The organism is Paenibacillus sp. FSL R10-2771 (genome assembly GCF_038000205.1).
Lineage (GTDB): Bacteria > Bacillota > Bacilli > Paenibacillales > Paenibacillaceae > Paenibacillus_AQ > Paenibacillus_AQ phytohabitans.
The window spans coordinates 712,907-736,184 of record NZ_JBBOBM010000001.1 but is presented as its reverse complement, the minus strand read 5'-3'; the positions used below and the strand labels follow the sequence as shown (position 1 = coordinate 736,184).

The window sequence follows — 23,278 nt, the reverse complement described above, 5'->3', positions numbered from 1 at the left end:
ACTTCCTTTCTAATGCACACTACTTGGCGCTTCAATACTTATTTCTGTATCCGTATCTGTGTCTCTGCCGCTGACGGCCTCATGATCCACAAGTGCATGCTTCAGCACCTGATCCATATGGGCTACCGGCACAAACTCCACATCGTTCAGGACACTCTCGGGAATATCCTTAAGGTCACGCTCGTTGTCCTTAGGGATGAGGATCTTCTTGTAGCCTGCACGGTGGGCAGCCAGCGATTTCTCCTTGAGGCCTCCGATCGGCAGCACACGCCCGCGCAGCGTAATCTCGCCGGTCATCGCTACAGTCTTCGAGACATAACGTTTCGTCAGGGCGGAGATCAGGGCTGTTGCAATCGTAATCCCTGCGGACGGACCGTCTTTGGGGATCGCGCCTTCGGGAATGTGGATATGAATATCGTTCTTCTCATGGAAATCCGGTGCCAGTCCCAGCTCCTCCGCCTTAGAGCGGGTATAGCTGAAGGCGGCCTGCGCCGATTCCTTCATCACATCGCCCAGCTGTCCGGTCAGCGTCAGCTTGCCCGTACCCTGCACAACCGTTACTTCGATCAGCAGCGTGTCGCCGCCAACCTCGGTCCAGGCCAGCCCGGTCACGGTGCCGATCTGATCCTCCAGCTCCGCCATTCCATAGCGGTACTTCGAGGCGCCCAGATAATCCTTAATCTCTTCCGGAAGAATGCTTACGCGTTCCTTCTCTTCCGAGACAATCTGCTTGGCGGCTTTGCGGCATAGGGCAGCAATCTGCTGCTCCAGGTTCCGCACCCCGGATTCCCGGGTGTACTCGCGCACAATCTTCAGCAGCGTATCGTCCTCAATGGACAGCTGTTCCTCTTCCAGCCCATGATTCTTGCGCTGCTTCGGCAGCAGATAGCGGCTGGCAATCTGCAGCTTCTCAAGCTCCGTATAACCCGGAATGAACAGCATCTCCATCCGGTCCAGTAATGGACGCGGAATATTATGCACAGCATTCGCTGTCGTTACGAACATGACGTTCGAGAGATCGAACGGCAGCTCTACGAAGTGATCGCTGAACGTATTGTTCTGCTCAGGGTCAAGCACCTCCAGCAGTGCAGCCGACGGATCGCCGCGGAAGTCCGCTGCCATCTTGTCGATCTCATCCAGCAGGAAGACCGGGTTGATGCTGCCCGCAGTCTTCATCCCCTGAATAATCCGCCCCGGCATAGCACCGACATAGGTACGGCGGTGACCGCGAATCTCTGCTTCATCCCGTACTCCGCCCAGCGAGATGCGGACGAACTTACGATTCAGCGAGCGGGCGATGGAGCGGGCGAGTGAGGTTTTACCAACGCCCGGAGGACCTACCAGACATAGAATCGGACCCTTCAGACTCTTGACCAGCTTCTGTACAGCCAGATATTCCAGTACGCGTTCCTTCGGCTTCTCCAGACCGTAGTGGTCTGCATCCAGCACCTGCTCCGCCTTCTTGATATCCAGATCATCTTCGGTTGCTTCGCTCCACGGCAGACCCAGCAGCCAATCCACATAGTTGCGGATGACGCTGCCTTCGGCCGAGCTTGCCGGCATTTTCTCCAGACGGTCGATTTCCTTCTCAATCTTCTCCTGCACACGCTCCGGCAGCTTCTTCTCTTCCATCTGGGCGCGCAGCTCATCCGCTTCGCCTGCCCGGCCTTCCTTCTCGCCAAGCTCCTTCTGGATCGCTTTCATCTGTTCACGCAGGTAATACTCCTTCTGGGTCTTCTCCATCTGTTTCTTCACGCGCTGGCTGATCTTGCGTTCCAGCTCCAGCACTTCACGCTCATTATTGAGGATATCGAGCAGCTTCTCCAGGCGTTTGCTGACGTCAATGGTCTCCAGAATCTCCTGTTTCTCCTTAATCTTCAGCGCCAAATGACTGGTGATCACGTCGGCCAGCCGGCCCGGCTCTTCAATATCGGAGACAGCGGCCAGCGTCTCGGGAGTAACCTTTTTGGACAAAGTGATGTAGTGTTCGAACTGGCTCAGTACGGTACGCATCAGGGCATCGCTCTCCTGATCAACATCCTCCTGCTCCGGCAGCTCGCGCGCCATTACCTCGTAATACTCCTCGTTATCCGTATAATGAATAATCTCGGCCCGCTCCACGCCCTCCACCAGCACACGGATCGTGCCGTTGGGAAGCTTCAGCATCTGCCGCACATTCGCAACTGTACCCACCCGGAAAATATCTTCTTGTCCCGGTTCCTCTATATTCACTTCCGACTGGGAGCAGAGGAGAATCAGGTTATCTTCAACCATAGCTTTTTCCAGTGCCCGGACTGACTTCTCGCGGCCTACATCTAAATGCAGAACCATGCTGGGATATACAAGAAGACCTCTAAGCGGTAATAAAGGAAAACGACGACCTTTCGATTTGCTTTGTATCATCGCTTTCGCACCTCCCATGGTTCATAAGTAGTGTCATATGCATTCATTCTAACAAAAGCGGCATGAAAACACCAACAAGCCTTGTGCCGCGGCAAATGCTGTGGCGCAGTCGTCTTTTAGTATTCGCTTCTATTCTCTGTACTATGCCAGTGTTCCGTACTTGCAATAATGACAAAAGAAAAAATGGGTTAATGCTCATTTACAGTTTCTTATCCATTACAACCAAGTCATAGACATGTTCGATGATTTAATCGTAATTTTCATTTTATTGCGTTGGTGCATTGTTTTTCATTCGCAGAAATCATGAAGACGTTCAGATTATCAGAACAACTCCTCCGTCATTACTAGCACATCAAAAAAGCCGGATTTTCTAAAGTTTAGCTTTAAACCGGCCCTCATCTGATTTTATTATTTTATTCAGTTCAATTATAACTAATTTGACGCTTGACTATTACAAAGAGCACGAACGTTCCGTGAGGAGTTACTGTAGGAGATCATTGTATCTCCTGGTTCCCTAATGGAACTGGAGATTTAGGATTATTAATTTAGAACATTCTAATTTTTTCATTGAGTTATCAAGTTAATAATCTGCATTTAACCAATATATTTATACGTTAAAAAAGCCCACAGACTCCAATTCTGAAGGCTCCCTAACCATATATCTTAGTGAACAGTAGGGTCCTTTAATGAATTAGAATAGATATCGCTTAAAGTAATATCTCAATGTGTTCTCATCGAGATACCGATATAAATCCCAATTGTGGTTATAGTTAATCATAAATAAGTAAAATACAATAGAGGATGCTAACAATACAACTGCTACTACTCTCTCGTTAAAGGTTAGGTAGCGCATAGCTAACGCACAATAAATGTACTTTACTAATATCGCATTGCGCTGCATTCGGCTGACCTCGACAAAATAAAAAGCGATAGGCAGTATTAGAATGGACAACCATACGAAGCGATAAAGGATTTCCATCTTACGCGAATCCTCGGGGCTAACCTTGTTCGCAATCCGTTTATCAATCCACCACACCGTTACAAAATCTATAATAGCGTATATAAATACGGCAATGATTTGAACTCTCGGCTGAGGTACTAAGTAAGCCGCCATTTTTGCAGGGTAAAATCTTGATGCTAGCCTGATTACAAAAGGAGACAAAATAGCGAGTATAATCGTTATCCTAATAATCCACCAGAAAAAACGCTGCCGACTCATTTTCTCCCGGCAAAAATAATAAAAAGGAAGGTAAACAAGGGCGAACTTATGCATTGAGAATGACACAGCCCATACCAAATAGTGCTTTATCGGTTTTTGATCAATCACGTATCCAAAAGACAAAATCATTATAAGATACATAAAAAAGTTTCTTATCTGATTAATGTCATAAATCAAGGGATAAGCACAGTAAAATAGCACTACCAGATTAATGTAGCTGCTTGTTTTCAACCATTTCAGCAATACGATTACTAGCAACACGCCTGCCATAAACACAATGTGCTCATGGTCTCCACCCAATTTTTCAACGGTATCAACTAAAAACGCATAACCAAAATCGAAGGTATCTCGAAATCCAAAGATTACAAACGCATTTTTATACGCGAAATAATCACGGTTCAACCTATTGAAGCTGACCATTACGAAAAGTAAAGATAGGGGGATCAAGCCGAGAAACCAACTCATGTATTTGCTTAATTTACCCAGTTCTAACAATGCAAAGGCCCCACTTAAACACACTACCAAAGTAAACACTAACCATTCCACCTCGCCCAGTTGTCGAAAACATATGGAAATAGTCTATCAAAGATATGATAGTGTGGCAATGAATTTACACTAGACGGTTACAATATCACCTGTCGTTTCTATCGAAATGAGAAGTCACGACTAGTCCATGTGCCTGTATTTGTGTGTGGCAGTTTATGAATCCCCGGAAAAGGTAAAATCGAACGAGGGCCAAGACTGTAATGCTGTCTCGTCTCCTTTTAGGCCGGCAAAAGATACTGTTGCAATGTTAGATCCTCCAGTCCCTTTATTCAGCAGTAAGTAATAGGTTGCTGTGTTTATTGATCCATTTGGAGCCGATGATCCTCCATGAAAGCAACGTATCGAAATCAATCCGCCATAGTTTATACTGTATCCGCTCGGATGTTTAAACGTAGCCACTGCCTTATTTTTAACATAAAAATTGACGACTTTATGTTTTTTGTTATTCAAGGAACTTACGTCAAGTGTGGCGGCGGAATCATACAGATAGGTGCGTTTGTTGGTGATGTTAGCAATGATAACTTTGGCATCCGTTCCCCCGCCAGCAATTAAAGGTATACCTATATTAATAGGATTAGAGTCTACATATCCGTCAATTGTAACTTTGGCCCGGTTTCCTTCGATGTAGATGCCATTTCCGCCTACCCTATCCCCTAAAAACCCATCAATAGAAACTGAGGATTCTGTGCCTGATACATAAATAGCACGATTAGAAACCACTTCGCATCCACAGCCATTCACCGCCAATGCTCTGCATCCCGCAAAAGTGTACGCTATAGCCCCACCATCGCAAGCATTTGAAGCAAACGTACTATATGTCATACCCTTTGAAAGCGATATGTTATCTCTATTGCCTACAAAGTACCCGCCCAGCGTAGGTTGAAGTACATAATTGTTTTCAACCAAACAAGTCGTATGATAGTCATTGAAGGAGAATCCATATGCTCCAGCATCAAAAACAAAACATTTAGAGATCATGATTTTAAATCCAGATGCAACGTAGATTCCGACTATAGCCGGATTGTTAACAAATACACGCTCAAAAACATTACCCTACTGATTAGAGACAATGCCCGATCCTTTGGAATTTAGTATCTGCATATCGGATACCTTAGTAAATCCGCCCAGGATCGAAATCGATTCTCCGCTCATTGCTGATGTAGAATCGATAATAGTAGAGGTGATTCCATCCCCGGTTAGTTCAATACCTACGATTGTATTGGATGCATCGCTCGTCTGTGTCTTATTGGTAGCGTTAATAATTAAAGGCGCTGTGATTTTGTATACTCCCATAGGGAAATACAACCTAATTCCTAGCAGTGTTGAGTTGCTCCCGTTAGAATACAAAACAGCTCCTGGGTTCAGCGACTGTGCATAATTAATGATGTTTTGAATAGTAACAGTGTCATCAATTGTCCCGTCTCCTTTAGCCCCTACAAGCGGTATCGGTGGATATTTAACGTTGACTACAAGACTGGTCACATGATCCGCAGTTTACGCCAACTACGCAATAGTAATGCCTACCAACGTTTAACTTAGCACATGAAATATGTATCTTCATAATTAAGATATTTTATTTCCATTCAAGTGCAATACCTCTTAACCATCTCTATATCACATCATCCTCCCTCTACCAGACCGCACAACATGCGTAACATCCACCGAGGAATAAGTGCAGTTACCGCTAATAAAATTAACAGGAAATATCTCCGATAAGAATGGATGATTTTAATGTATTAAAAAGAAAAGAACGCCCGGCATGGACGTTCCCCGAATGTATTGTTATTTTGGACGATTAGCCCTGATCACGCATTTACACTTTGTGCCTTACGGTCTTGCTTGCATGCAACGTCTTCATTGCCAATCTTGCGATCGGCTGCGCAACCAGCAGTTCAATCCAGAAGGCTATCCCAAAGTTTCTTGGCCAGATATGAAGGAAGTTTCTGATGGGTTCCAGACTTACATGTCCCGTTCCAACCCATGTGCCAATAACCGAAAGTGAAATCGATAATACTGTAACATTCAATTTAGTCTATCAAAGACTAATATCTCCACACACTGATCTATTCATTATACCATTTCGGGCTGCTAAAAGTTAACCCCACAAAGTGGTGTTTTAGCTTCGAAGATGAAATTTGCAGGGACCTCAAGAGCTACATTCTGCGAACAAAAGGGGAGGATGCCGCGGGGATACCGAGTGATGCCACAAGCAAGTGGATAAAGGTATCTTAATTTGTTGATTTCGGCGGATCGGGAGCAAGCAAGCTGTTTGCGCCGGGTTCATTCGTTCCTTAGCAAGTGTAGAAAATCCATCTATATCCGGTCTAGCTCCGGTACCGTTCCAGCAAGTTCCGCAAAAAAGATCCCCCAGTATATCATCTGAGGGACCTCTTCATATAGACTGCTGCTATCCCGGCAGACTCTCCCCCGAAGCATCCGCCTTCAGCAGCGAAGGCGCCGAAGAGAAGGTCTCGCCCGACACGGCGGGCATTCTCACGTCTGCCGTATCCGCGCCGAACAGGTGGCGGAAGACTTCTTCGACGGTGTCCATCGGGATGACCCGCAGGGGGCCGAGGTCGGCGAACAGCGACTGCCAGTTCTCCTTAGGGATTAGCACGGTGGTTGCACCGGCCTGGAACGCGGCCTCGACCTTGGCGACCACGCCGCCAACCGGCTTCACTCGGCCGTGGATGCCGATCTCCCCGGTAATCGCTACCGTGTTATCCACCGGCAGCTGCCGGATGGCGGAGACGATAGCGACCGCCATAGCCACTCCGGCGGACGGGCCGTCAATCGGCGTGCCGCCGGGGAAGTTAATGTGCAGGTCGTAGTGGTCCGGGTCCAGCTTCATCGTACGCAGTACGGTCAGCACATTCTCGATGGAGCCTCTGGCCATACTCTTGCGCCGGGTCGTCCGTGAGCCGCCGCGCAGCTCCTCTTCATCGACTACACCGGTTATATTCAGTCTGCCTTGTCCATTAGCAGCAGGTGCGGCGGAGACTTCGATCTCCAGCAACGTACCCATGCCCGGACCGTAGACGGCAAGGCCGTTAACCAGCCCGATCTGTGGAGACGTTGGAATCTTCCGCTCCGTCCGCAGCGGCAGCTGGCTGCTGCCCGCGACCCATTCCACTTCGGCAGCGCTCAGGGTATCCCGGCCTTCGGTCAGGGCCAATCCGGCGGCCAGCTGGATCATATTCACGGCCTCGCGGCCGTTCGTGGCATATTGCTGCACCACTTCCACCGCTTCGGGGCTTGGCTTCAGCCCGACCTTCTGGACGGCATCCCGTCCGATCACCGCAATCTCCTCCGGCAGCAGCGGCCGGAAATAGATCTCCATGCAGCGCGAACGGAGCGCAGGCGAGATTTCATCCGGCGAACGTGTCGTTGCACCAACCAGCCGGAAATCGGCGGGCAGGCCGTTCTGGAAGATATCATGGATATACGCCGGTGTGTTGCTGTCTTCTGAATTATAGTACGCACTCTCCAGCAGCACCTTGCGGTCCTCCAGTACCTTCAGCAGCTTGTTCATCTGAATCGGATGCAGCTCCCCGATCTCATCCAGGAACAGAATCCCGCCATGCGCCTTGGTTACCGCTCCCGGCTTCGGCTGCGGAACTCCGGCCACCCCCATGGCCCCCGCACCCTGATAGATTGGATCATGCACCGAGCCGATGAGCGGATCGGCAATCCCGCGCTCATCGAAGCGCGCGGTAGTGGCATCGATCTCTGTGAATTTGGCATCGCGCTTGAACGGGGATAGCGCATTCTTCTTCGCTTCCTCCATGACCACACGCGCAGCGGCTGTCTTGCCCACACCAGGCGGCCCGTAGATAATAACATGCTGCGGATTGGCACTGCAGAGCGCGGCCTTAAGTGCGCGCAGCCCGTCCTTCTGTCCGACGATATCATCGATGGAGGCCGGACGTGTTTTTTCTGAGAGCGGCTTGGTCAGAGAGATCATCCGCATCTTGCGCAGCTTATCCAGCTCCTTGCGCGATTCCCGGTCTACCGCCGTCTTGTTGGTCTTCTGTCCACGCAGCAGATTCCAAAAATAAACGCCGATGACCAGCGCGAAAAAGAGCTGCACGATCATCAGCAATATACTTAGTTGCATAGCACACCCTCCTGTTTCCTTCCGTCTGCCTGTCCAGTATTTAACTACTACTAGGTAGTATAGCCGTTTCAATCATTCATAAACGCCTGTGCCAAAAAAACAGAAGACTCCTGCACCCTTCCCGGCCCGCAGATTGCATACGATTCCCATAAACGGAAAGACTATACCGGATAACAGGAGGCGAATGCACATGACGCAGCTGGAAAATGCAGGATCACCGCAGGAGAAGCTGCCGGAATCTCTGTCCGTTTTTATAGAGGGAATGCAAGTCCGCCTGGGCAAAAGTACAGATATCATCTACCGGTTCATCACACTTGGCCCTTTGTCCGCTGTGCTTGTCTTTATTGAAGGCCTGTCTGATCCGCAGTCTCTCATTCAAGCGGTTCACGAGGATGCCGGCCTGTTCCATGAACTGGACGAATTCACGCCGGTAACCTGCCTCAAGCTGCTGCAGGAACGGACGCTTACCCTGGGCAAGGTTGGAGAGATCAGCAACTATACAGAGGTTGAGACGGAAATTCTGGCGGGCAACACGATTCTCTTCATTGAAGGCAGCGTTACGGCGCTGTCTGCCGGTACAGAGGCTCTCAAGCAGCGTGCGGTGGAGGATGCGGTCTCCCAGTCGGTAGTCCGCGGGCCCCGAGAAGGCTTCACCGAATCCCTGCGGGAGAATACCGCTCTGGTCCGCAGGCGCATCCAGAACCCGAAGCTGCGGATCGAGTCACGCAAGCTGGGGGAGCAGACCCAGACGGATGTCGCGGTGATGTACATTGAAGGCAATGCCGATCCCGTCGTACTGGAGGAGCTGCGCAGACGGCTGGATGATGCCAGGCTGGATAGCGTACTGGAGAGCAATTATATCGAGGAGATGATTCAGGACAAGCGCTACAGCCCTTTCCCGACCGTCTATAATACCGAGCGTCCGGATGTCACGGCATCGGCACTGCTGGAAGGGCGGATCGCCATTCTGGTGGAAGGGACTCCGTTTGTGCTTGTGGTTCCCGCACTGCTGGTGCAATTCTTTCAATCCAGTGAGGACTACTACCAGCGGAGCGATTTCGCCAGTCTGGTGCGGCTGCTGCGATTTTTTTGTTTCGCCATTGCTCTGCTGACCCCTTCCTTCTATATCGCCATCACTACTTTTCATCAGGAGATGATTCCGACCACACTGCTGATCAGCCTGATCGGGCAGCGCGAGGGGATTCCTTTTCCGGCATTCCTTGAAGCCTTCATCATGGAGATTACCTTCGAGATTCTGCGCGAGGCCGGTATCCGGCTGCCCAAATCCATCGGCCAGTCCGTGTCTATCGTCGGAACCCTGGTTATCGGTCAGGCAGCGGTTGATGCGGGGCTGGTCTCAGCAGCCATGGTCATCGTAGTGTCGATCACAGCGATCGCTAATTTCGCATTACCGGCCTTCAATGTCGGCATTTCTGTGCGGATGCTGCGTTTCGTGCTAATGGCGATTGCCGCCTCCTTCGGCCTGTACGGGATGATTATCGCGATGATTATTCTGGGCCTGCATCTGTGCAGCCTGGAATCGGTAGGCGTCCCTTACATGACCTCCTTCGCGCCTATGCGCTGGCAGAGCCAGCGGGACACCTTCATCCGCGTCTCGCGGCGCAGCATGAAGAAGTTTTTTGGACGAAACTAGAGGTTGCCTGTGAATCTATAACGAAAGGAACGCTGCCTAATGCGGGGAAGACGTGCCCTTACGATCCTCCTGATTCTAAGTCTCATGTCACTTACCGGATGCTGGAGCCGCAAAGAACTGAATGATCTCGCTCTGGTCATGGCGCTTGGCATTGATCTGGTTCCGGAGGGGTATGCGGTCACCGTCCAGGTTATGAATCCCAGCGAGGCCGGTAACCAGAAGGGAGCCTCCTCAGGAAGCCTGCCTGTCGTAACCTACAAATCCGTAGGCCGTACCGTCCCCGATGCGCTGCAGCGGATGCTGGGCATGACTCCCCGTATGCTGTATCTGGCCCATATCCGTGTGCTTGTCTTTGGGGAAGAACTGGCCCGCAGCGGGGTCAGCGATGCGCTGGACTTCATCTCACGCGACCATGATCTTCGTACCGATTTCTACCTGCTGGTAGCCAAGAACTCGAAAGCTTCGAAGATCCTGGAGATTATCACACCTTTCGAGCATATTCCGGCGAACTCCCTGTATTCTTCCATTCTCGTCTCCCATAAGAAATGGGCAGCGACCGGGAAGGTAACCCTGCAGCAGTTCATTACCGAGCTGGAGCGCGGCGGCTCGAACCCGATCATGTCGGGAGTACAGTTAAAAGGAGATCTGGAGGACGGGGAGTCCGCCAAAAATGTGCAGAGCATCAGCCCGAAGGCCCTGATCCAGCATGCCGGCATCGCCGTGTTCAAAAAAGACAAGCTGGTCGGCTGGCTGGGCGAACCGCTCAGCAAGAGTGTTAATTATACGCTGAACGATGTAGACTCAACGGTTGGAAATGTCCCCGGCCCGGATGGCGGAACCGTAGGCTTCATTGTTTACCGGGCAGACACTTCGATGGATATCAAGCTGAATGACCAGGCCAAACCCGAATTCACGGTGCGGCTGAATATAGAAGCGAATCTGACGACAGTGGAAGGAACCCTAGATCTGAACAAGCCGTCCAGCATTGAGGGCATTGAGAAGAATCTGGAGAAACGCTTCGACGACAGAATGGCCAGTGATATCCGGGAGATCCAGCAGAAATATAACTCGGATATCTTCGGCTTCGGAGAAGCGCTGCACCGCAAATATCCGAAGCTGTGGAAGGATTACCGCGACCATTGGGCGGACACCTTCAAGACCGTTAAGATTGATGTTCATTCCAAGGTGGCGGTCCGGCGCATCGGCTCGGTCATACAGCCGCTCAAAAGGGAGCTCGAGGAGAAATGAACTGGAGTCTGCTGCTACTGTTCTTCCTGCTGTTTGTACTCTTCCTGAAGACACCCGGCGTTCTTAGGCTCCGTTCCGCCCGGGATACCGCTGCTTTCTATGGCATCTGGGCTCTGACTGTCATAGTTACTCTCGCAGATAAGGCGGATCTGCCCCAGCTTAGGCCGCTTGACTGGGTTCGCAGCATAATGGAGCTGCTGTCCTGAATATTTTTTTGCGGAAAGGATGTGAGATAGAGGTGAAAAGCCGTACCGGTATTGCCGCGAGGCAGTTCTACATTATGACATTCGGTTTAACCATCGGCACCTCTATTCTGGTCATCCCGAGCGGACTTGCGCATACCGCCAGAGAAGATGCCTGGATCGCCTCGCTCTGCAGCCTTATGATCAACCTGGTCATGGTGGTGCTGTATCTATTCATCGCACGGCTTCACCCCGGCAAACATCTCTTTGAAATTCACGAAGCTGCCTTCGGTAAATGGCCCGGTAAAATAATTTCACTGCTGTATCTGTTCTATTTCCTCATTCTCACCGGCACTCTGCTGGGTGACCTTGGATTCTTCATGTCGAGTGAGATTATGCCGGAAACGCCGATTGAGGCCGTCCAGATTGTGTTCCTGATTGCTGCGGTTATGAGTGCCGGCATGGGGGTTGTCATACTCGCCAGATTGGGGGAGCTGCTGTTTCCCTGGGTATTATTTCTGTTCCTGATCCTTGTCCTCACGCTGATCCCCCAGATTGAATGGAATCATATCAAGCCTGTGTTGGAGGGAGGCACAGGTCCCGTTTTCCAGGCCGGTTTTCAGGCCGCCATGTTTCAGGAGCTGATTGTGATGATGACGTTCCTGCCCCTGGTCCATAAGCGAAAAAGCGGGGAGAAGGCCTTCTTGTGGGGCACTCTGACCGGCGGTATCGTGCTGCTCCTTATTGTACTGCTCAGCATTCTGGTGCTTGGCATTGAGCAGACCGAGAATAGCACCTTCCCTGCTTACGCCTTGGCCAAAACGATCAATATCGGGAACATTCTGCAGCGCGTCGAAGGATTACTGATCACCATCTGGATATTAACCTTTTTCATCAAAATTTCGCTGCTCTACCTCTCCATCCTGAAGGGTATCCAAACGGTCTTCGGGCTCAAAGCTCCACAGCATCTGATCTACCCGTTGGCCGTATTGTTCCTCATCATCGCCTGGAATACATATATCAACACCGTCTACGTCAATGACATTATCGGAACGGTATGGGGGAAATTCTCGTTCATTTTCCTCCTGCTGATCCCGTTCATGATCTACGTTCTAACCCTGCTGAAGAAGGTTGTTTTCCGGAAAAGAACATAAAATAACCCCCAAAACATCTAAATTCTTAGCTATTAAAAAGCGCCCCGCCGCAGTCGGTCTGAACGAACCAGACCTCTGCAGCGGGGCGCTTCATGTATATAAACATAGTTGCTATTAGGATAGGATGCGATAGAATCAGTTCAGTTAATTGCTGCCCTCTGGGTTACCAACAACTACAGCCGGAGCCAGTCCCGCATGCTTGCGGCCGGGAATCTCACCCGTTTCTTCAAAATGCGCCACAATGATGTCAATTTCCTTCTTCAGCTCGGAGACCAGCTCTGCCTCAGGAACCTTACGGATCATCTTGCCGTAACGGAACAGCAGACCTTCCCCGCGTGCGCCGGCGATGCCGATATCGGCTTCCCTTGCTTCACCCGGCCCGTTCACTGCGCAGCCCAGTACAGATACCTTAATCGGCACCTTCAGCTTGGAGATGTACTCTTCTACTTCATTGGCGATAGAGAAGAGATCAATGTCCAGGCGTCCGCAGGTCGGGCAGGAGATCAGTGTAGCCGCGTTCGAGATCAGACCAAAGGTCTTGAGCAGCTCACGTGCCACCTTCACCTCTTCTACCGGATCAGCACTCAGTGAGATACGTACCGTGCTGCCGATCCCCATGGAGAGCAGCGCACCAATCCCGGCGGAGCTCTTCACGGTTCCTGCGAACAGTGTACCGGACTCGGTAATCCCCAGATGCAGCGGGTACGGAATAACCTCCGCCGCTTTGCGGTAGGCTTCAATGGCCATCGGCACATCGGATGCCTTCAGCGATACGATAATATCATGGAAATCCAGCTCTTCGAGAATTCCGATATGGTACAGGGCACTCTCCACCATAGCTTCCGGTGTAGGATAGCCGTATTTCTCCAGCAAATGCGTCTCCAGGGAACCGGCATTAACCCCGATACGGATTGGAATCCCTTTATCCTTGCAGGCTTTAACTACAGCTTCCACCTTATCGCGGCGTCCAATATTGCCGGGATTGATCCGCACCTTGTCGATGCCGTTCTCAATCGCCAGCAGGGCCAGCTTATAGTTGAAATGAATATCCGCTACCAGCGGGATATGAATCTGTTTCTTGATTTCCTTAATTGCCGCCGCCGCTTCTTCATTATTAACCGTCACACGCACGAGCTGGCATCCGGCTTCCTCCAGCCGCAGAATCTCGGCTACGGTCGCTTCCACATCGGCGGTTTTGGTCGTACACATGCTTTGGATAGCAACCTCGTTGTTTCCCCCAATAATAACCCCGCCGACATTGACGGGACGGGTCTGGTGTCTCAGGAACATGGTTTTCTCCCCCATAACGATCAAAGCTCCACCCTCTCCGCTCCCGCAGGTACTGCGGGGTGTGCGGGAGAAAGTGGAGACCCTGAATTGTATTGTTAAGCTGCACTAAGCAGATGATTACTCATTGCTTACGCACTTTCTTCTTTTTTCTTATCCTTTTTGAGACTAAGCTCCGGCAGGGACTTCTCCTGGACAACCTTCTCGGTAATGACACAATCCTTGATGTCATCACGCGAAGGAACCTCATACATCACGTCGAGCATAATGCTCTCGATGATTGCACGCAGTCCGCGGGCACCGGTGTTGCGTTTGATCGCTTCCTTGGCAATAGCTTCCAGGGCAAGCGGTTCAAACTTCAGCGCTACATTATCCATCTCGAGCAGCTTAATGTACTGCTTCACGAGCGCGTTCTTCGGCTCGGAGAGGATACGTACCAGTGTGTTCTCATCAAGCGGCTCCAAGGTCGAGATGACCGGCAGACGGCCGACAAACTCAGGAATGAGGCCGAACTTGAGCAGATCCTCAGGCAATACCATGGAGAGGTATTCGCCGGCTTTGAGATCCTTCTGACCTTCAGCCCCTGCGTTGAAGCCGATGACTTTTTTGCCGATACGGCGTTTGATCATTTGCTCCAGGCCGTCAAAAGCACCGCCTACGATGAACAGAATGTTCGTGGTATCGATCTGGATGAATTCCTGATGAGGATGCTTACGTCCGCCTTGCGGTGGAACAGAAGCCACTGTACCTTCCAGGATCTTCAGCAGAGCCTGCTGTACGCCTTCACCGGAAACGTCACGGGTAATGGACGGGTTCTCGGATTTACGTGCTACCTTGTCAATTTCGTCTATATAGATAATGCCGCGTTCGGCCTTCTCCACATCATAATCAGCCGCTTGAATCAGCTTCAGGAGGATGTTCTCAACGTCTTCACCGACATAACCTGCTTCCGTAAGGGAAGTGGCATCTGCAATGGCAAAAGGAACGTTGATGATCTTCGCCATCGTCTGCGCCAAGAGGGTCTTACCCGAGCCTGTAGGTCCGAGCAGCAGGATGTTGCTCTTCGTCAGCTCCACATCTTCAATCTTGCTCTGGCTGTTCACACGCTTGTAGTGATTGTATACGGCAACGGAGAGCGATTTCTTCGCCTGCTCCTGGCCGATTACGTATTGATCCAGAATATCGCGGATTTCCTTCGGTTTCGGAATATCCTTCATATCCAGTTCTTCTTCGTGACCGAGCTCCTCTTCCACGATTTCCGTGCACAGCTCGATGCATTCGTCACATATATAAACGCCAGGTCCTGCTACCAGCTTACGAACCTGCTCTTGCGATTTGCCGCAAAAAGAACATTTCAGTTGCCCTTTTTCATCATTAAATTTAAACATCTTACCACCCCTTTAAGATATGATCGGTGAAGAGAGTACCTGGTCAATGAGCCCGTATTCCTTCGCTTCTTCCGCGCTCATGAAGTTATCGCGGTCCGTATCCCGTTCGATTTTGTCAAGGGGCTGACCTGTGCGCTCTACATAAATCTGATTCAGCTTCGCCTTCGTCTTCAGAATCCAGTCGGTATGGATCCAGATATCGGATGCCTGCCCCTGAACGCCGCCAAGCGGTTGATGAATCATAACCTCGCTGTTGGTCAGCGCAAATCTCTTGCCAGGCGCTCCAGCTGTAAGGAGCAATGATCCCATACTGGCAGCCATCCCTACACAAATCGTTGAAACATCCGGTTTGATATATTGCATCGTATCATATATACCCATGCCGGCTGTGACAGAACCACCGGGCGAGTTGAGGTACAAGTGAATGTCTTTTTCGGGGTCATCTGCTGCCAGGAACAATAACTGGGCAATAACCAGATTGGCGACATCATCGTCAATCGCACTGCTTAGGAAGATGATGCGATCCTTGAGCAATCTCGAATAGATATCGTATGAGCGTTCTCCCCGACTTGTCGTTTCCACAACCATTGGTACCAGACTCATGCCACCAACCTCTTTTCTCTATACAGATTAGTCTTTCCGTTTCAGAAATATTTTAACACGTTCAAAGCGGGATGTCATTTATTCACTGCTGCTCTTAACCGCACTGCTCATGTGCATGCCATTATATCGCAATTCCGCGGGCAATGCCAATTCTTGATTCGTGGTATGTACTCACATAACGTCCGCCCCGATAAAAATAAGGCACGTAACAAAAACTTACGTGCCTTATCTGCTCTTTATGGAGGCCTAATGGAAATGGCCGTGCTAGGTAAAATTTCTAAAGAAGACTACTCAGCAGATGACTACTCAGCGCTTGCTTCTTCTGCAGCCGTTTCTTCAACGGGCGCTTCTACAACAGGAGCCGGAGCATCAACTTCTACGCTATTGCTAACGAGGAACTCAATAGTCTTGCGCAGCGAAATTTCGTCACTCAGGCTGCTCAGGGAACCATTGGCCGCCAGAATGCTGCGGATTTCTTCAGGAGTACGTTTGTAAGCTTCTGCCATAGTAGCAAGCTCTTGAGTAACTTCCTCTTCGGAAACTTCGATCTTCTCTTCCTTAGCGATGACTTCCAGAACAAGGTTGTTGCGAACGCGCTTCTCGGCATCGCCCTTCATCTGTTCCTGCAGGTCTTCACGTGTCTGGCCGGAGAAGCTGAGGAACATATCCATGTTCATGCCCTGCTGGCGAAGACGGGTGTCGAAATCACGAACCATGTTCTCTACTTCACTGGCGATCATAGCTTCAGGAATTTCAACTTCAGCATTAGCAGCAGCTGCATCAACTACTGCAGTTTCGCGAACGCCTTTGAGTTCTTCCTGTTTGCGGGACTCCAGCTGTGCCTTCAGATCTGCCTTGTATTCTTCCAGAGTGTCGAATTCACTTACATCCTTAGCGAATTCATCATCCAGTGCAGGAAGCTGTTTGCGTTTGATTTCGTGCAGCTTCACTTTGAATACAGCTACTTTGCCGGCAAGCTCAGCAGCATGGTAAGCCTCAGGGAAAGTAACTTCAACATCTTTGAAGTCTCCGGTGGACATGCCAACTACTTGCTCTTCGAAGCCCGGAATGAAGGAGTTGCTTCCCAGTTCGAGGGAATGACGCTCAGCCTGTCCGCCTTCGAAAGGAACGCCGTCAACGGAACCGTCGAAGTCGATCACAGTGATGTCGCCGTTAACAGCTGCTTCATCTTCAACTACAACAAGCTCAGCATGACGCTCTTGCAGACGTGTCAGTTCAGCGTCCAGCTCTTCATCAGTTACTTCAGCCTTCTGTACAGGAACTTCCAGACCTTTGTACTCGCCCAGCTTCACTTCTGGCTTAACAGTGATCTTCGCTTTGAAGATGAACGGCTGGCCTTTGGCGAATTGCTCGATGTCTACTTCAGGACGGTCTACAGGGAAGATGTCGGTTTGTTCAACTGCTTCGCCATAAGCTTCAGGAAGAAGAATGTCGATGGCATCCTGGTACAGGCTTTCCACACCAAAACGGGATTCGAAAATTGGCCGCGGCACTTTACCTTTACGGAATCCAGGTACGTTTGCTTTCTTAACCACTTTATTAAAAGCTTTGTCGAGTGCTGCAGCTACACGGTCTGCTTCTACTTCGACTTCAAGAACTCCAAGGTTCTTCTCTATTTTTTCCCAGGTTGCTTTCATAATATACTTTTCCCTCCAAAATTGGTTACATGTTTACTTAAAAAAAGTCATACAATTCACGCACAGAATAACCATTATATTATATACAACATTACTTTATTTATCAAGTAGAGAACTCTTTACAAATCCTTTGAGCGAACGGTAGGCCGCTTCGAATTGAAAGCGCATGCTGTCCGTGATCCCGTACATACTCCGTGTTTCCTCTTCATTGCGGTTTCCGTTCAGGCTCTCCGACACCATCTGGTGCAAGGCTCCGGCCCAAATATCCAGCAGTGAATACTCTCCGTCCAGCAGCTCGCGGTATTCCTTCGTTCCATAAATCGACATGATGAACTGCCCCCAGAGCTCCTGGGCAAAATAGTACAGCGTCGGCTCATGCACCTCGGCCTGCTCCGCCACCCGCTCCAGCACCTGGCTTACCTGCGGCGGGAACTCGTCATTCTGCAGCGGCACAGCCTCGATCTCCACCTCAGCGGCTTCGTGGCCGCGGCTCAGCCTGACCGCCCCCTGGGCCCCGCGGCGGCGGAGCGTCTGCAGCGTGCGGAACTGCAGCAGCGGATGCACCTCAGCCTGCTGCAGCCAGCCGGTCAGCGCTTCATCTACATGGCTTCCCTCCAGGTAGGAGAGCTGCTCCAGCGCCAGCACGGTCGCTTCGGACAGCGGCTCATTCATGACCCGCTTCAGCAGCTTATCGGGATAATCCGCATCCTCCTCCAGCTTGGATTTGGCCAGAATCCGGGCCATATCCTCTTCCTTCAGATCCTGCTCTTCTGCAGAGGGGGCATCATCCGCATCCCCGCCCTGTGCGGCGTAGGGAAACGCCGCCTCCAGCCAATCCAGCAGCGACTGCCACTCCTCGTAGTGCCGCTCTTCCTGTCCTTGGCACTGCAGCAGAAAACGCAGCAGTTCCATCGCTTCCCCGTAACGTTCACTTTCCAGCATTACCGTAAGCTGGATCTGATAATAATCCAGCGTCTTCGGGAACAGCACGATATTCTCTTTGGCAGGGGAATTGAATTGATTCATGAGGGCACCTCCTTTTCTCCGTTCCTCTTCATCCGAACCCTAATCAATTGTTGATTATAGCATATCCCCGTACGGTTTCAAAAAAACAAGTTGAAAAAATAATCTATGTATGATAACATAATTTTTGCTTGCTTTTCAGTCAGGCACCATGTCCCGGTAGCTCAGTTGGATAGAGCATGCGCCTTCTAAGCGCACGGTCGGGGGTTCGAATCCCTTCCGGGACGTCATAGAACAGCCTCCCTTCGGGGAGGCTGTTTGTGCGTCCGGAGGATGAGAACCCTTGGCGTCAGCCGGGGACGTTGGAGCATACGCTTCGTTAGGATCTGCTTCGCAATCAGCCCGAATGGGCTGTATTCTTCCGGGACGGTACGTGCCAGCACATAGCGGGGCCCTTGCGGACTGGAGGGCCCTTATTTGGGCGGATCGCGCCATTCCGCAGGCCATGCGGACACAGATTCCGTTAAGTAACCCGTTTCACCTCATTCTGAGCTCCAAATTACAATATAAGCGCTTCTGAGTCCGCATATATCCCGGAATGCTCTATTTCCTCGCATACAGTCTACAGCGCCCCTCATCGTCTTCACCTTATTCCTCACCGCTTCTTCTATCTTGCCTGTTACTCCCTACACTTGCATCATCCTGCCGCTTACCTTCACTTACCTTCACTTACCTCCACTTACCCTCACTTCGCTTCATCCCTGCCACCCGCACCCGTATCCCCGCACTCTGACGTTCTCCTTCACTTCACCCCTATTTCTCACTGCAACATAAACAAAGAGCGCCCACGCAGCCACAAGGCATACAGGACGCTCTAATATTACACTACCCTCTCCCGGACTCCGCAGCCAGCTTCATGCTCCGCAGACTCTCGGCGTTGAAGACCAGGTTCTCCACCGGCTCGGTGATGTCTGCGGTATAGCGGTCAATGGTGACTTTGCCCAGGTACATTTTGCGGACGGAGATGCTTTGTTTGGCCTTGAGGTAGGATTGTGCGCCGCTCTCCCCGCCGACATAAAAGGCAGAAATGCTGCCCCCGGCCTCCAGCTTGGAGCCGCGGCAGACGGAGAATGTTTTGAGAAACGTAATATTGCCCGAAGAGAACAGCTCACTCTGCACAATCCCGTCCCGGTGAATGATGATATCGCCGTTGGATTTCAGCGTGCTGTTCTGGCATTTGCCGATGTTAACCTCGACCTTGGTCTCCTGCATCCGGGCCACACCCATATGCAGCTCCTCCAGCATGCCGATCACTCCGCTGAGCGAAGCTTCACTCATATAATCCACCAGCTGGGCCGGCTTCAGGAACAGATTCAGGAAATGCAGCGTCTGCTCCAGATCCTGATGGTAAGAGGCCTGAACCGTTGCCAGCACCGAGAGCAGCTCCTTGATCAGCTGCGGGATCTTCTGGAACTTGCTCTCCAGCAGCAGCAGCACAGCCTGTCCGTACTTCACGCTCTGCTTCCGCCCCTGGACGGCCTGAACCAGCATCCGGACCGCGGTCTGGAGGATCTTGGTCTCTTCAATCAGCAGCTTGGAGCAGTTGTAGATCCGGTTGTACATCACGCCGAAATACCCGGAGTACAGATTGCTGTTCACTACATTGCCTTTGACAAGAATACTGCCGGTGGCTGTGATGGTGGAGTTATAGATGCTGCCGGCAACATAGACGTTACCCAGCGACTCAATGATCATATTGTCCTCGACATCGCCCCGTATAATGACATCTCCGGAGAATACTATATTGCCGGATTTAATGTTCACATTGCCGGGTACGATGTAGGACGTGCAGATGTCGAAATATTTGATCCGGTCACCGGTTACCCGGGGCCGGCCTTCACGCAGGGCGCGGATTTCATTGCCGATCAGCAGCACTGTATTATTTTTGGCGAGAATCGTAAGGTCTGCAGGCGGCGGGGGATATAGAATCTCTCCATATACATCATAGCCGGGAATCCCCTCGATTACCGGAATTTTGCGCGCCAGCACTTCACCGCGGATCGCGGAAGGAATACGCAGATGGCTGCGGTAATCCACCTGGCCTTCAATCTCGCTGAATTCATTCTCAATCGTCTCGGAGAAAAACAGTTCAAGATGCGCATTCTCCCCCGGCACAGCCGCTCTGCCCTGGGCAGCGGTAATTGGCTGATAAGTGGGATTCTGCAGTTCAGCATGAATTCCGGAGATATTCAGGTTCTGAATGATTCCCCGGCGCTCAAAGTCGGCAATAATCTGGTTCAGGCCCAGAATTCCGACAACATTCTCCGTATTCATCACGGCGTCTACTTCCACCATTCCGGCGGATAAATGATCATTCAGCTTCCAGGAGAATTTCTTCGTGGAATGGAGGGTGAAAAAAGCCAGCAGACGATCCTCCGACACGGTAATCGAATACAGCGGCGGCTCCGAGATTTCCCACTCTATAGTATCCTCCGTAGTTACCTCGGCCGGGCCGGAAACCGGCTCGCCGTTGACATATAGATTAACCGGAAGAACTCCCATAATCACTGCGGGCGAACCGCCGGGCAGCGGGTCCTGTACGAAGATTTTGTCAGCCCGGACCAGCACCCGCCCCCCGTGGTCATGATCCGGGTCACCGGATACCATAAATGAAATATCAAACTCGATATCACCGTCACCCTGCGACAGCTCCAGCATATTAATCAGCTTATTCAGTTCCTGCTCGGACATACGGTCAGGCATTCGGCATACCCCCTGTTCCTTATAACCGCTTTCATTCATTCTAGTATTATTATAATTTTAAGCAATGGAAATAGATAGGCTCCCCTGTGAAAAAAAGCCCTCCGGCGTCTGCGATCCTCCGCGTCTCCTGTCACGTCAAACAGGCTGCCCGCCGTGGATTATCCACAGCAAAGGCAGCCTGTCATTCACATATACCGCTCCAAGTCTAAGTCTCAGCGCCCCCGGCGGCGGTTCCCCAGCCACAGCGGAAAGCGGAAAATAAAGTTAATCAGCAGGACTACGAACACCAGCACCGCAGCGGACTTGTCCGCGATCTGCCGCGCATCCTCGACAATCGCCTCGGACTGCACGTACCACAGATGGACCGCCAGGGTCTCACCCGGCGAGAACAGATTGAAATCCCACATCTCACCGGAGGTGCTGAGTCCGGCGGTCAGGATAATAACCGCCGATTCCCCGAAGGCGCGTCCGGCCACGAGGCAGACGCCGGTGATGATAGCCGGAAGGGCTACCGGCAGCACGACCTTGCGGATGACATGGAACTTCGTCATGCCGAGTGCATAGCCGGCTTCACGGATCTCGCCGGGGACCGCGCGCACGGCTTCTTCCGTGACGCGGGCCAGCATCGGCAGGTTCAGCAGTGCCAGGCTCACGCCTCCGCCGAGGATGGTCAGGCCGACACCGAAGTACTCGGCGAAGATCGCCAGGCCCAGGAGGCCGAACACGATGGACGGAACGGAGGCCAGGGATTCCACACAGATGCGCAATGCGCCTGTGAAGGCATTATCCGGCGCATACTCTGCCATATAGATACCTGCCCCGATCCCGATCGGAACCGAGATCAGCAGCGAGATGAACAGAATATAGAAGGAGTTGAAAAGCACAGGGCCGATCCCCCCGCCGGCATCCATCTCTTCCGGCTGCTTGATCAGGAAGTCGGGCCGGAGCGCCGGCAGGCCTTTGCTTAAGATGGTGAACAGCAGCCAGAAAATCAGCAGCATCACCAGAGCGCCCAGTGTGTAGAAACCGATGGTTGCTATTTTGTTGCGCCGCTGCGCCCTTGCCGTATATCGTGTACGAGTAAACCCGTTCATCAGGCATCCCTCCGTTTCCGGCCCAGCACGCGGATAATTAGAATCAGCACAAAGGAAATGAGCAGCAGCAGGAAGGCCATCATATGCAGGGAGTAGTTCCAGGTGGACTCAAACTCAACATTAGAGATCTGCATTACAATGTTGCTGGTCAGCACGGAGGTTGGCGTGAACAGGGTCTTCGCCAGCTGAGGCGTATTGCCGATCACCATAACCACCGCCATGGTCTCGCCGATCGCACGGGTCATGCCGAGAATAACGGCCGAGACAATCCCCCGGCTTGCTGCCGGCAGTACAACGCGCATAATGACCTGAAGACGGGTCGAGCCCAGCGCATACGCGGCGTCACGGTATTTGCGCGGAACGGACACAATGGCATCATCGCTGATCCGGCAAATGGTCGGCAGCACCATCAGCGCCAGCACGAGGGCTGCGGCGAGCAGTCCGTCCCCCAGGCCTTCTCCGCTCACTCTTCGCAGGAAGGGAAGCAGTACGGTCAAGCCCAGATAACCATATACAATAGAAGGAATACCGACCAGCAGATCCAGCACCGGACGGATGAAGCTTGTCAGCCATTTAGGCGCGATCTCCGCACAGAGCACGGCCATAGCGACTGAGATTGGTACGGCGATGACCAGGGTCAATGCGGTAAGCGATAATGTATTTACAATAAAGGCAGCGGCGCCGAAGGCATCCTCTTCCGGTGTCCAGTTGAACGAGAAGAAGAAATCGAGCGGCGAGACGCTCCCGAACAGCAGCAGCGCCGTTTTGCCGATGAATACAATAACTAGTCCAAGCACCACACAAAGCGCAAGGATACTGAACAGGAAATAATAACGGGATAACGTGTTGCCAAGCAGATGTCTCTTATGTCTTCTGGTATTCACTCTAACTTCCTCAAGGCTCTTCTGTGTCTGTGCTGTCAGGCTATGAACCGGTGCCCCCATACTTTCCCTCCTGTAAGAGGCCAACCCCGCATGAAGCTCCGGAGCTGGCCGCTGT

General features: G+C 51.5%; 17 protein-coding genes and 1 tRNA gene. 5 read left to right on the top strand and 13 right to left on the bottom strand.

The window, feature by feature from the left end:
* Positions 1-9: 9 nt before the first annotated feature.
* The 5 genes from lon to lonB form a co-directional block, all read right to left on the bottom strand.
* Positions 10-2,403 carry an endopeptidase La gene (gene lon, locus NSU14_RS03240; RefSeq protein ID WP_340942801.1) on the bottom strand — a complete coding sequence of 798 codons (2,394 nt, stop codon included), beginning with the start codon at positions 2,401-2,403 and terminating at the stop codon, positions 10-12.
* Positions 2,404-3,094: 691 nt separating this feature from the next.
* Positions 3,095-4,156 carry an EpsG family protein gene (locus NSU14_RS03235; protein ID WP_340942799.1) on the bottom strand — a complete coding sequence of 354 codons (1,062 nt, stop codon included), beginning with the start codon at positions 4,154-4,156 and terminating at the stop codon, positions 3,095-3,097.
* Between the two features lie 165 nt (positions 4,157-4,321).
* Complete coding sequence (locus NSU14_RS03230; protein ID WP_340942797.1) at positions 4,322-5,146, bottom strand: hypothetical protein; 825 nt, start codon at positions 5,144-5,146, stop codon at positions 4,322-4,324.
* 75 nt (positions 5,147-5,221) lie between these two features.
* Entirely contained in the window at positions 5,222-5,650 is a 429-nt protein-coding gene (locus NSU14_RS03225) for a glycosyl hydrolase family 28-related protein (RefSeq protein WP_340942794.1), read from the bottom strand.
* Positions 5,651-6,575: 925 nt separating this feature from the next.
* Positions 6,576-8,285: an ATP-dependent protease LonB gene (gene lonB / locus NSU14_RS03220; protein ID WP_042139662.1), complete on the bottom strand. Its 1,710-nt coding sequence runs from the start codon at positions 8,283-8,285 to the stop codon at positions 6,576-6,578.
* A 190-nt stretch (positions 8,286-8,475) separates the two neighbouring features.
* On the opposite strand from lonB, the gene NSU14_RS03215 reads away from it, so the two are divergent.
* The 4 genes from NSU14_RS03215 to NSU14_RS03200 are packed head-to-tail and all read left to right on the top strand — an operon-like array spanning position 8,476 to position 12,523.
* Positions 8,476-9,939 (top strand): spore germination protein, encoded by a 1,464-nt coding sequence (locus NSU14_RS03215; protein WP_179093646.1) that lies wholly within the window; start codon positions 8,476-8,478, stop codon positions 9,937-9,939.
* A gap of 39 nt (positions 9,940-9,978) precedes the next feature.
* Positions 9,979-11,187 carry a Ger(x)C family spore germination protein gene (locus tag NSU14_RS03210; protein ID WP_042139664.1) on the top strand — a complete coding sequence of 403 codons (1,209 nt, stop codon included), beginning with the start codon at positions 9,979-9,981 and terminating at the stop codon, positions 11,185-11,187.
* A complete protein-coding gene (locus tag NSU14_RS03205; RefSeq protein ID WP_042139665.1) occupies positions 11,184-11,393 on the top strand; it encodes a hypothetical protein in 210 nt (69 codons plus the stop codon). Before NSU14_RS03210 ends, NSU14_RS03205 begins: the two co-directional genes overlap by 4 nt.
* Before the next feature lie 32 nt (positions 11,394-11,425).
* Positions 11,426-12,523 carry a GerAB/ArcD/ProY family transporter gene (locus tag NSU14_RS03200; protein ID WP_076248582.1) on the top strand — a complete coding sequence of 366 codons (1,098 nt, stop codon included), beginning with the start codon at positions 11,426-11,428 and terminating at the stop codon, positions 12,521-12,523.
* 144 nt (positions 12,524-12,667) lie between these two features.
* Here NSU14_RS03200 and ispG read toward each other — a convergent pair whose 3' ends face one another.
* From ispG to NSU14_RS03175, 5 genes are all read right to left on the bottom strand, one after another.
* Positions 12,668-13,813: a flavodoxin-dependent (E)-4-hydroxy-3-methylbut-2-enyl-diphosphate synthase gene (gene ispG / locus NSU14_RS03195; RefSeq protein ID WP_039296744.1), complete on the bottom strand. Its 1,146-nt coding sequence runs from the start codon at positions 13,811-13,813 to the stop codon at positions 12,668-12,670.
* A 128-nt stretch (positions 13,814-13,941) separates the two neighbouring features.
* Complete coding sequence (gene clpX, locus NSU14_RS03190; RefSeq protein ID WP_042139666.1) at positions 13,942-15,198, bottom strand: ATP-dependent protease ATP-binding subunit ClpX; 1,257 nt, start codon at positions 15,196-15,198, stop codon at positions 13,942-13,944.
* 12 nt (positions 15,199-15,210) lie between these two features.
* Positions 15,211-15,801, bottom strand: coding sequence for an ATP-dependent Clp endopeptidase proteolytic subunit ClpP (gene clpP, locus NSU14_RS03185; protein ID WP_042139667.1), 591 nt, complete (start codon positions 15,799-15,801; stop codon positions 15,211-15,213).
* Between the two features lie 302 nt (positions 15,802-16,103).
* Entirely contained in the window at positions 16,104-17,459 is a 1,356-nt protein-coding gene (gene tig, locus NSU14_RS03180; protein WP_042139668.1) for a trigger factor, read from the bottom strand.
* A gap of 96 nt (positions 17,460-17,555) precedes the next feature.
* Entirely contained in the window at positions 17,556-18,485 is a 930-nt protein-coding gene (locus NSU14_RS03175; RefSeq protein ID WP_042139669.1) for a hypothetical protein, read from the bottom strand.
* 150 nt (positions 18,486-18,635) lie between these two features.
* On the opposite strand from NSU14_RS03175, the gene NSU14_RS03170 reads away from it, so the two are divergent.
* A tRNA-Arg gene (locus NSU14_RS03170) sits at positions 18,636-18,709 on the top strand.
* Between the two features lie 598 nt (positions 18,710-19,307).
* On the opposite strand, the gene NSU14_RS03165 is transcribed toward NSU14_RS03170, so the two are convergent.
* The 3 genes from NSU14_RS03165 to pstC all read right to left on the bottom strand — a co-directional run bounded on the left by NSU14_RS03165 (position 19,308) and on the right by pstC (position 23,223).
* Positions 19,308-21,185, bottom strand: coding sequence for a FapA family protein (locus NSU14_RS03165; RefSeq protein ID WP_340942782.1), 1,878 nt, complete (start codon positions 21,183-21,185; stop codon positions 19,308-19,310).
* A 212-nt stretch (positions 21,186-21,397) separates the two neighbouring features.
* The gene (gene pstA, locus NSU14_RS03160) at positions 21,398-22,279 is read right to left on the bottom strand and encodes a phosphate ABC transporter permease PstA (protein ID WP_042139673.1); all 882 of its coding nucleotides are present in this window, start codon (positions 22,277-22,279) and stop codon (positions 21,398-21,400) included.
* Positions 22,279-23,223: a phosphate ABC transporter permease subunit PstC gene (gene pstC, locus NSU14_RS03155; RefSeq protein ID WP_340942778.1), complete on the bottom strand. Its 945-nt coding sequence runs from the start codon at positions 23,221-23,223 to the stop codon at positions 22,279-22,281. Before pstC ends, pstA begins: the two co-directional genes overlap by 1 nt.
* Positions 23,224-23,278: the final 55 nt, after the last annotated feature.

Coding starts and splice junctions, on each gene's coding strand:
- clpP (WP_042139667.1), bottom strand. CDS start 15,801: ATGAGTCTGGTACCAATGGTTGTGGAAACGACAAGTCGGGGAGAACGC.
- NSU14_RS03230 (WP_340942797.1), bottom strand. CDS start 5,146: ATGATCTCTAAATGTTTTGTTTTTGATGCTGGAGCATATGGATTCTCC.
- NSU14_RS03175 (WP_042139669.1), bottom strand. CDS start 18,485: ATGAATCAATTCAATTCCCCTGCCAAAGAGAATATCGTGCTGTTCCCG.
- NSU14_RS03215 (WP_179093646.1), top strand. CDS start 8,476: ATGACGCAGCTGGAAAATGCAGGATCACCGCAGGAGAAGCTGCCGGAA.
- ispG (WP_039296744.1), bottom strand. CDS start 13,813: ATGTTCCTGAGACACCAGACCCGTCCCGTCAATGTCGGCGGGGTTATT.
- NSU14_RS03210 (WP_042139664.1), top strand. CDS start 9,979: ATGCGGGGAAGACGTGCCCTTACGATCCTCCTGATTCTAAGTCTCATG.
- clpX (WP_042139666.1), bottom strand. CDS start 15,198: ATGTTTAAATTTAATGATGAAAAAGGGCAACTGAAATGTTCTTTTTGC.
- NSU14_RS03205 (WP_042139665.1), top strand. CDS start 11,184: ATGAACTGGAGTCTGCTGCTACTGTTCTTCCTGCTGTTTGTACTCTTC.
- lonB (WP_042139662.1), bottom strand. CDS start 8,285: ATGCAACTAAGTATATTGCTGATGATCGTGCAGCTCTTTTTCGCGCTG.
- lon (WP_340942801.1), bottom strand. CDS start 2,403: ATGATACAAAGCAAATCGAAAGGTCGTCGTTTTCCTTTATTACCGCTT.
- pstC (WP_340942778.1), bottom strand. CDS start 23,223: ATGGGGGCACCGGTTCATAGCCTGACAGCACAGACACAGAAGAGCCTT.
- pstA (WP_042139673.1), bottom strand. CDS start 22,279: ATGAACGGGTTTACTCGTACACGATATACGGCAAGGGCGCAGCGGCGC.
- NSU14_RS03165 (WP_340942782.1), bottom strand. CDS start 21,185: ATGCCTGACCGTATGTCCGAGCAGGAACTGAATAAGCTGATTAATATG.
- tig (WP_042139668.1), bottom strand. CDS start 17,459: ATGAAAGCAACCTGGGAAAAAATAGAGAAGAACCTTGGAGTTCTTGAA.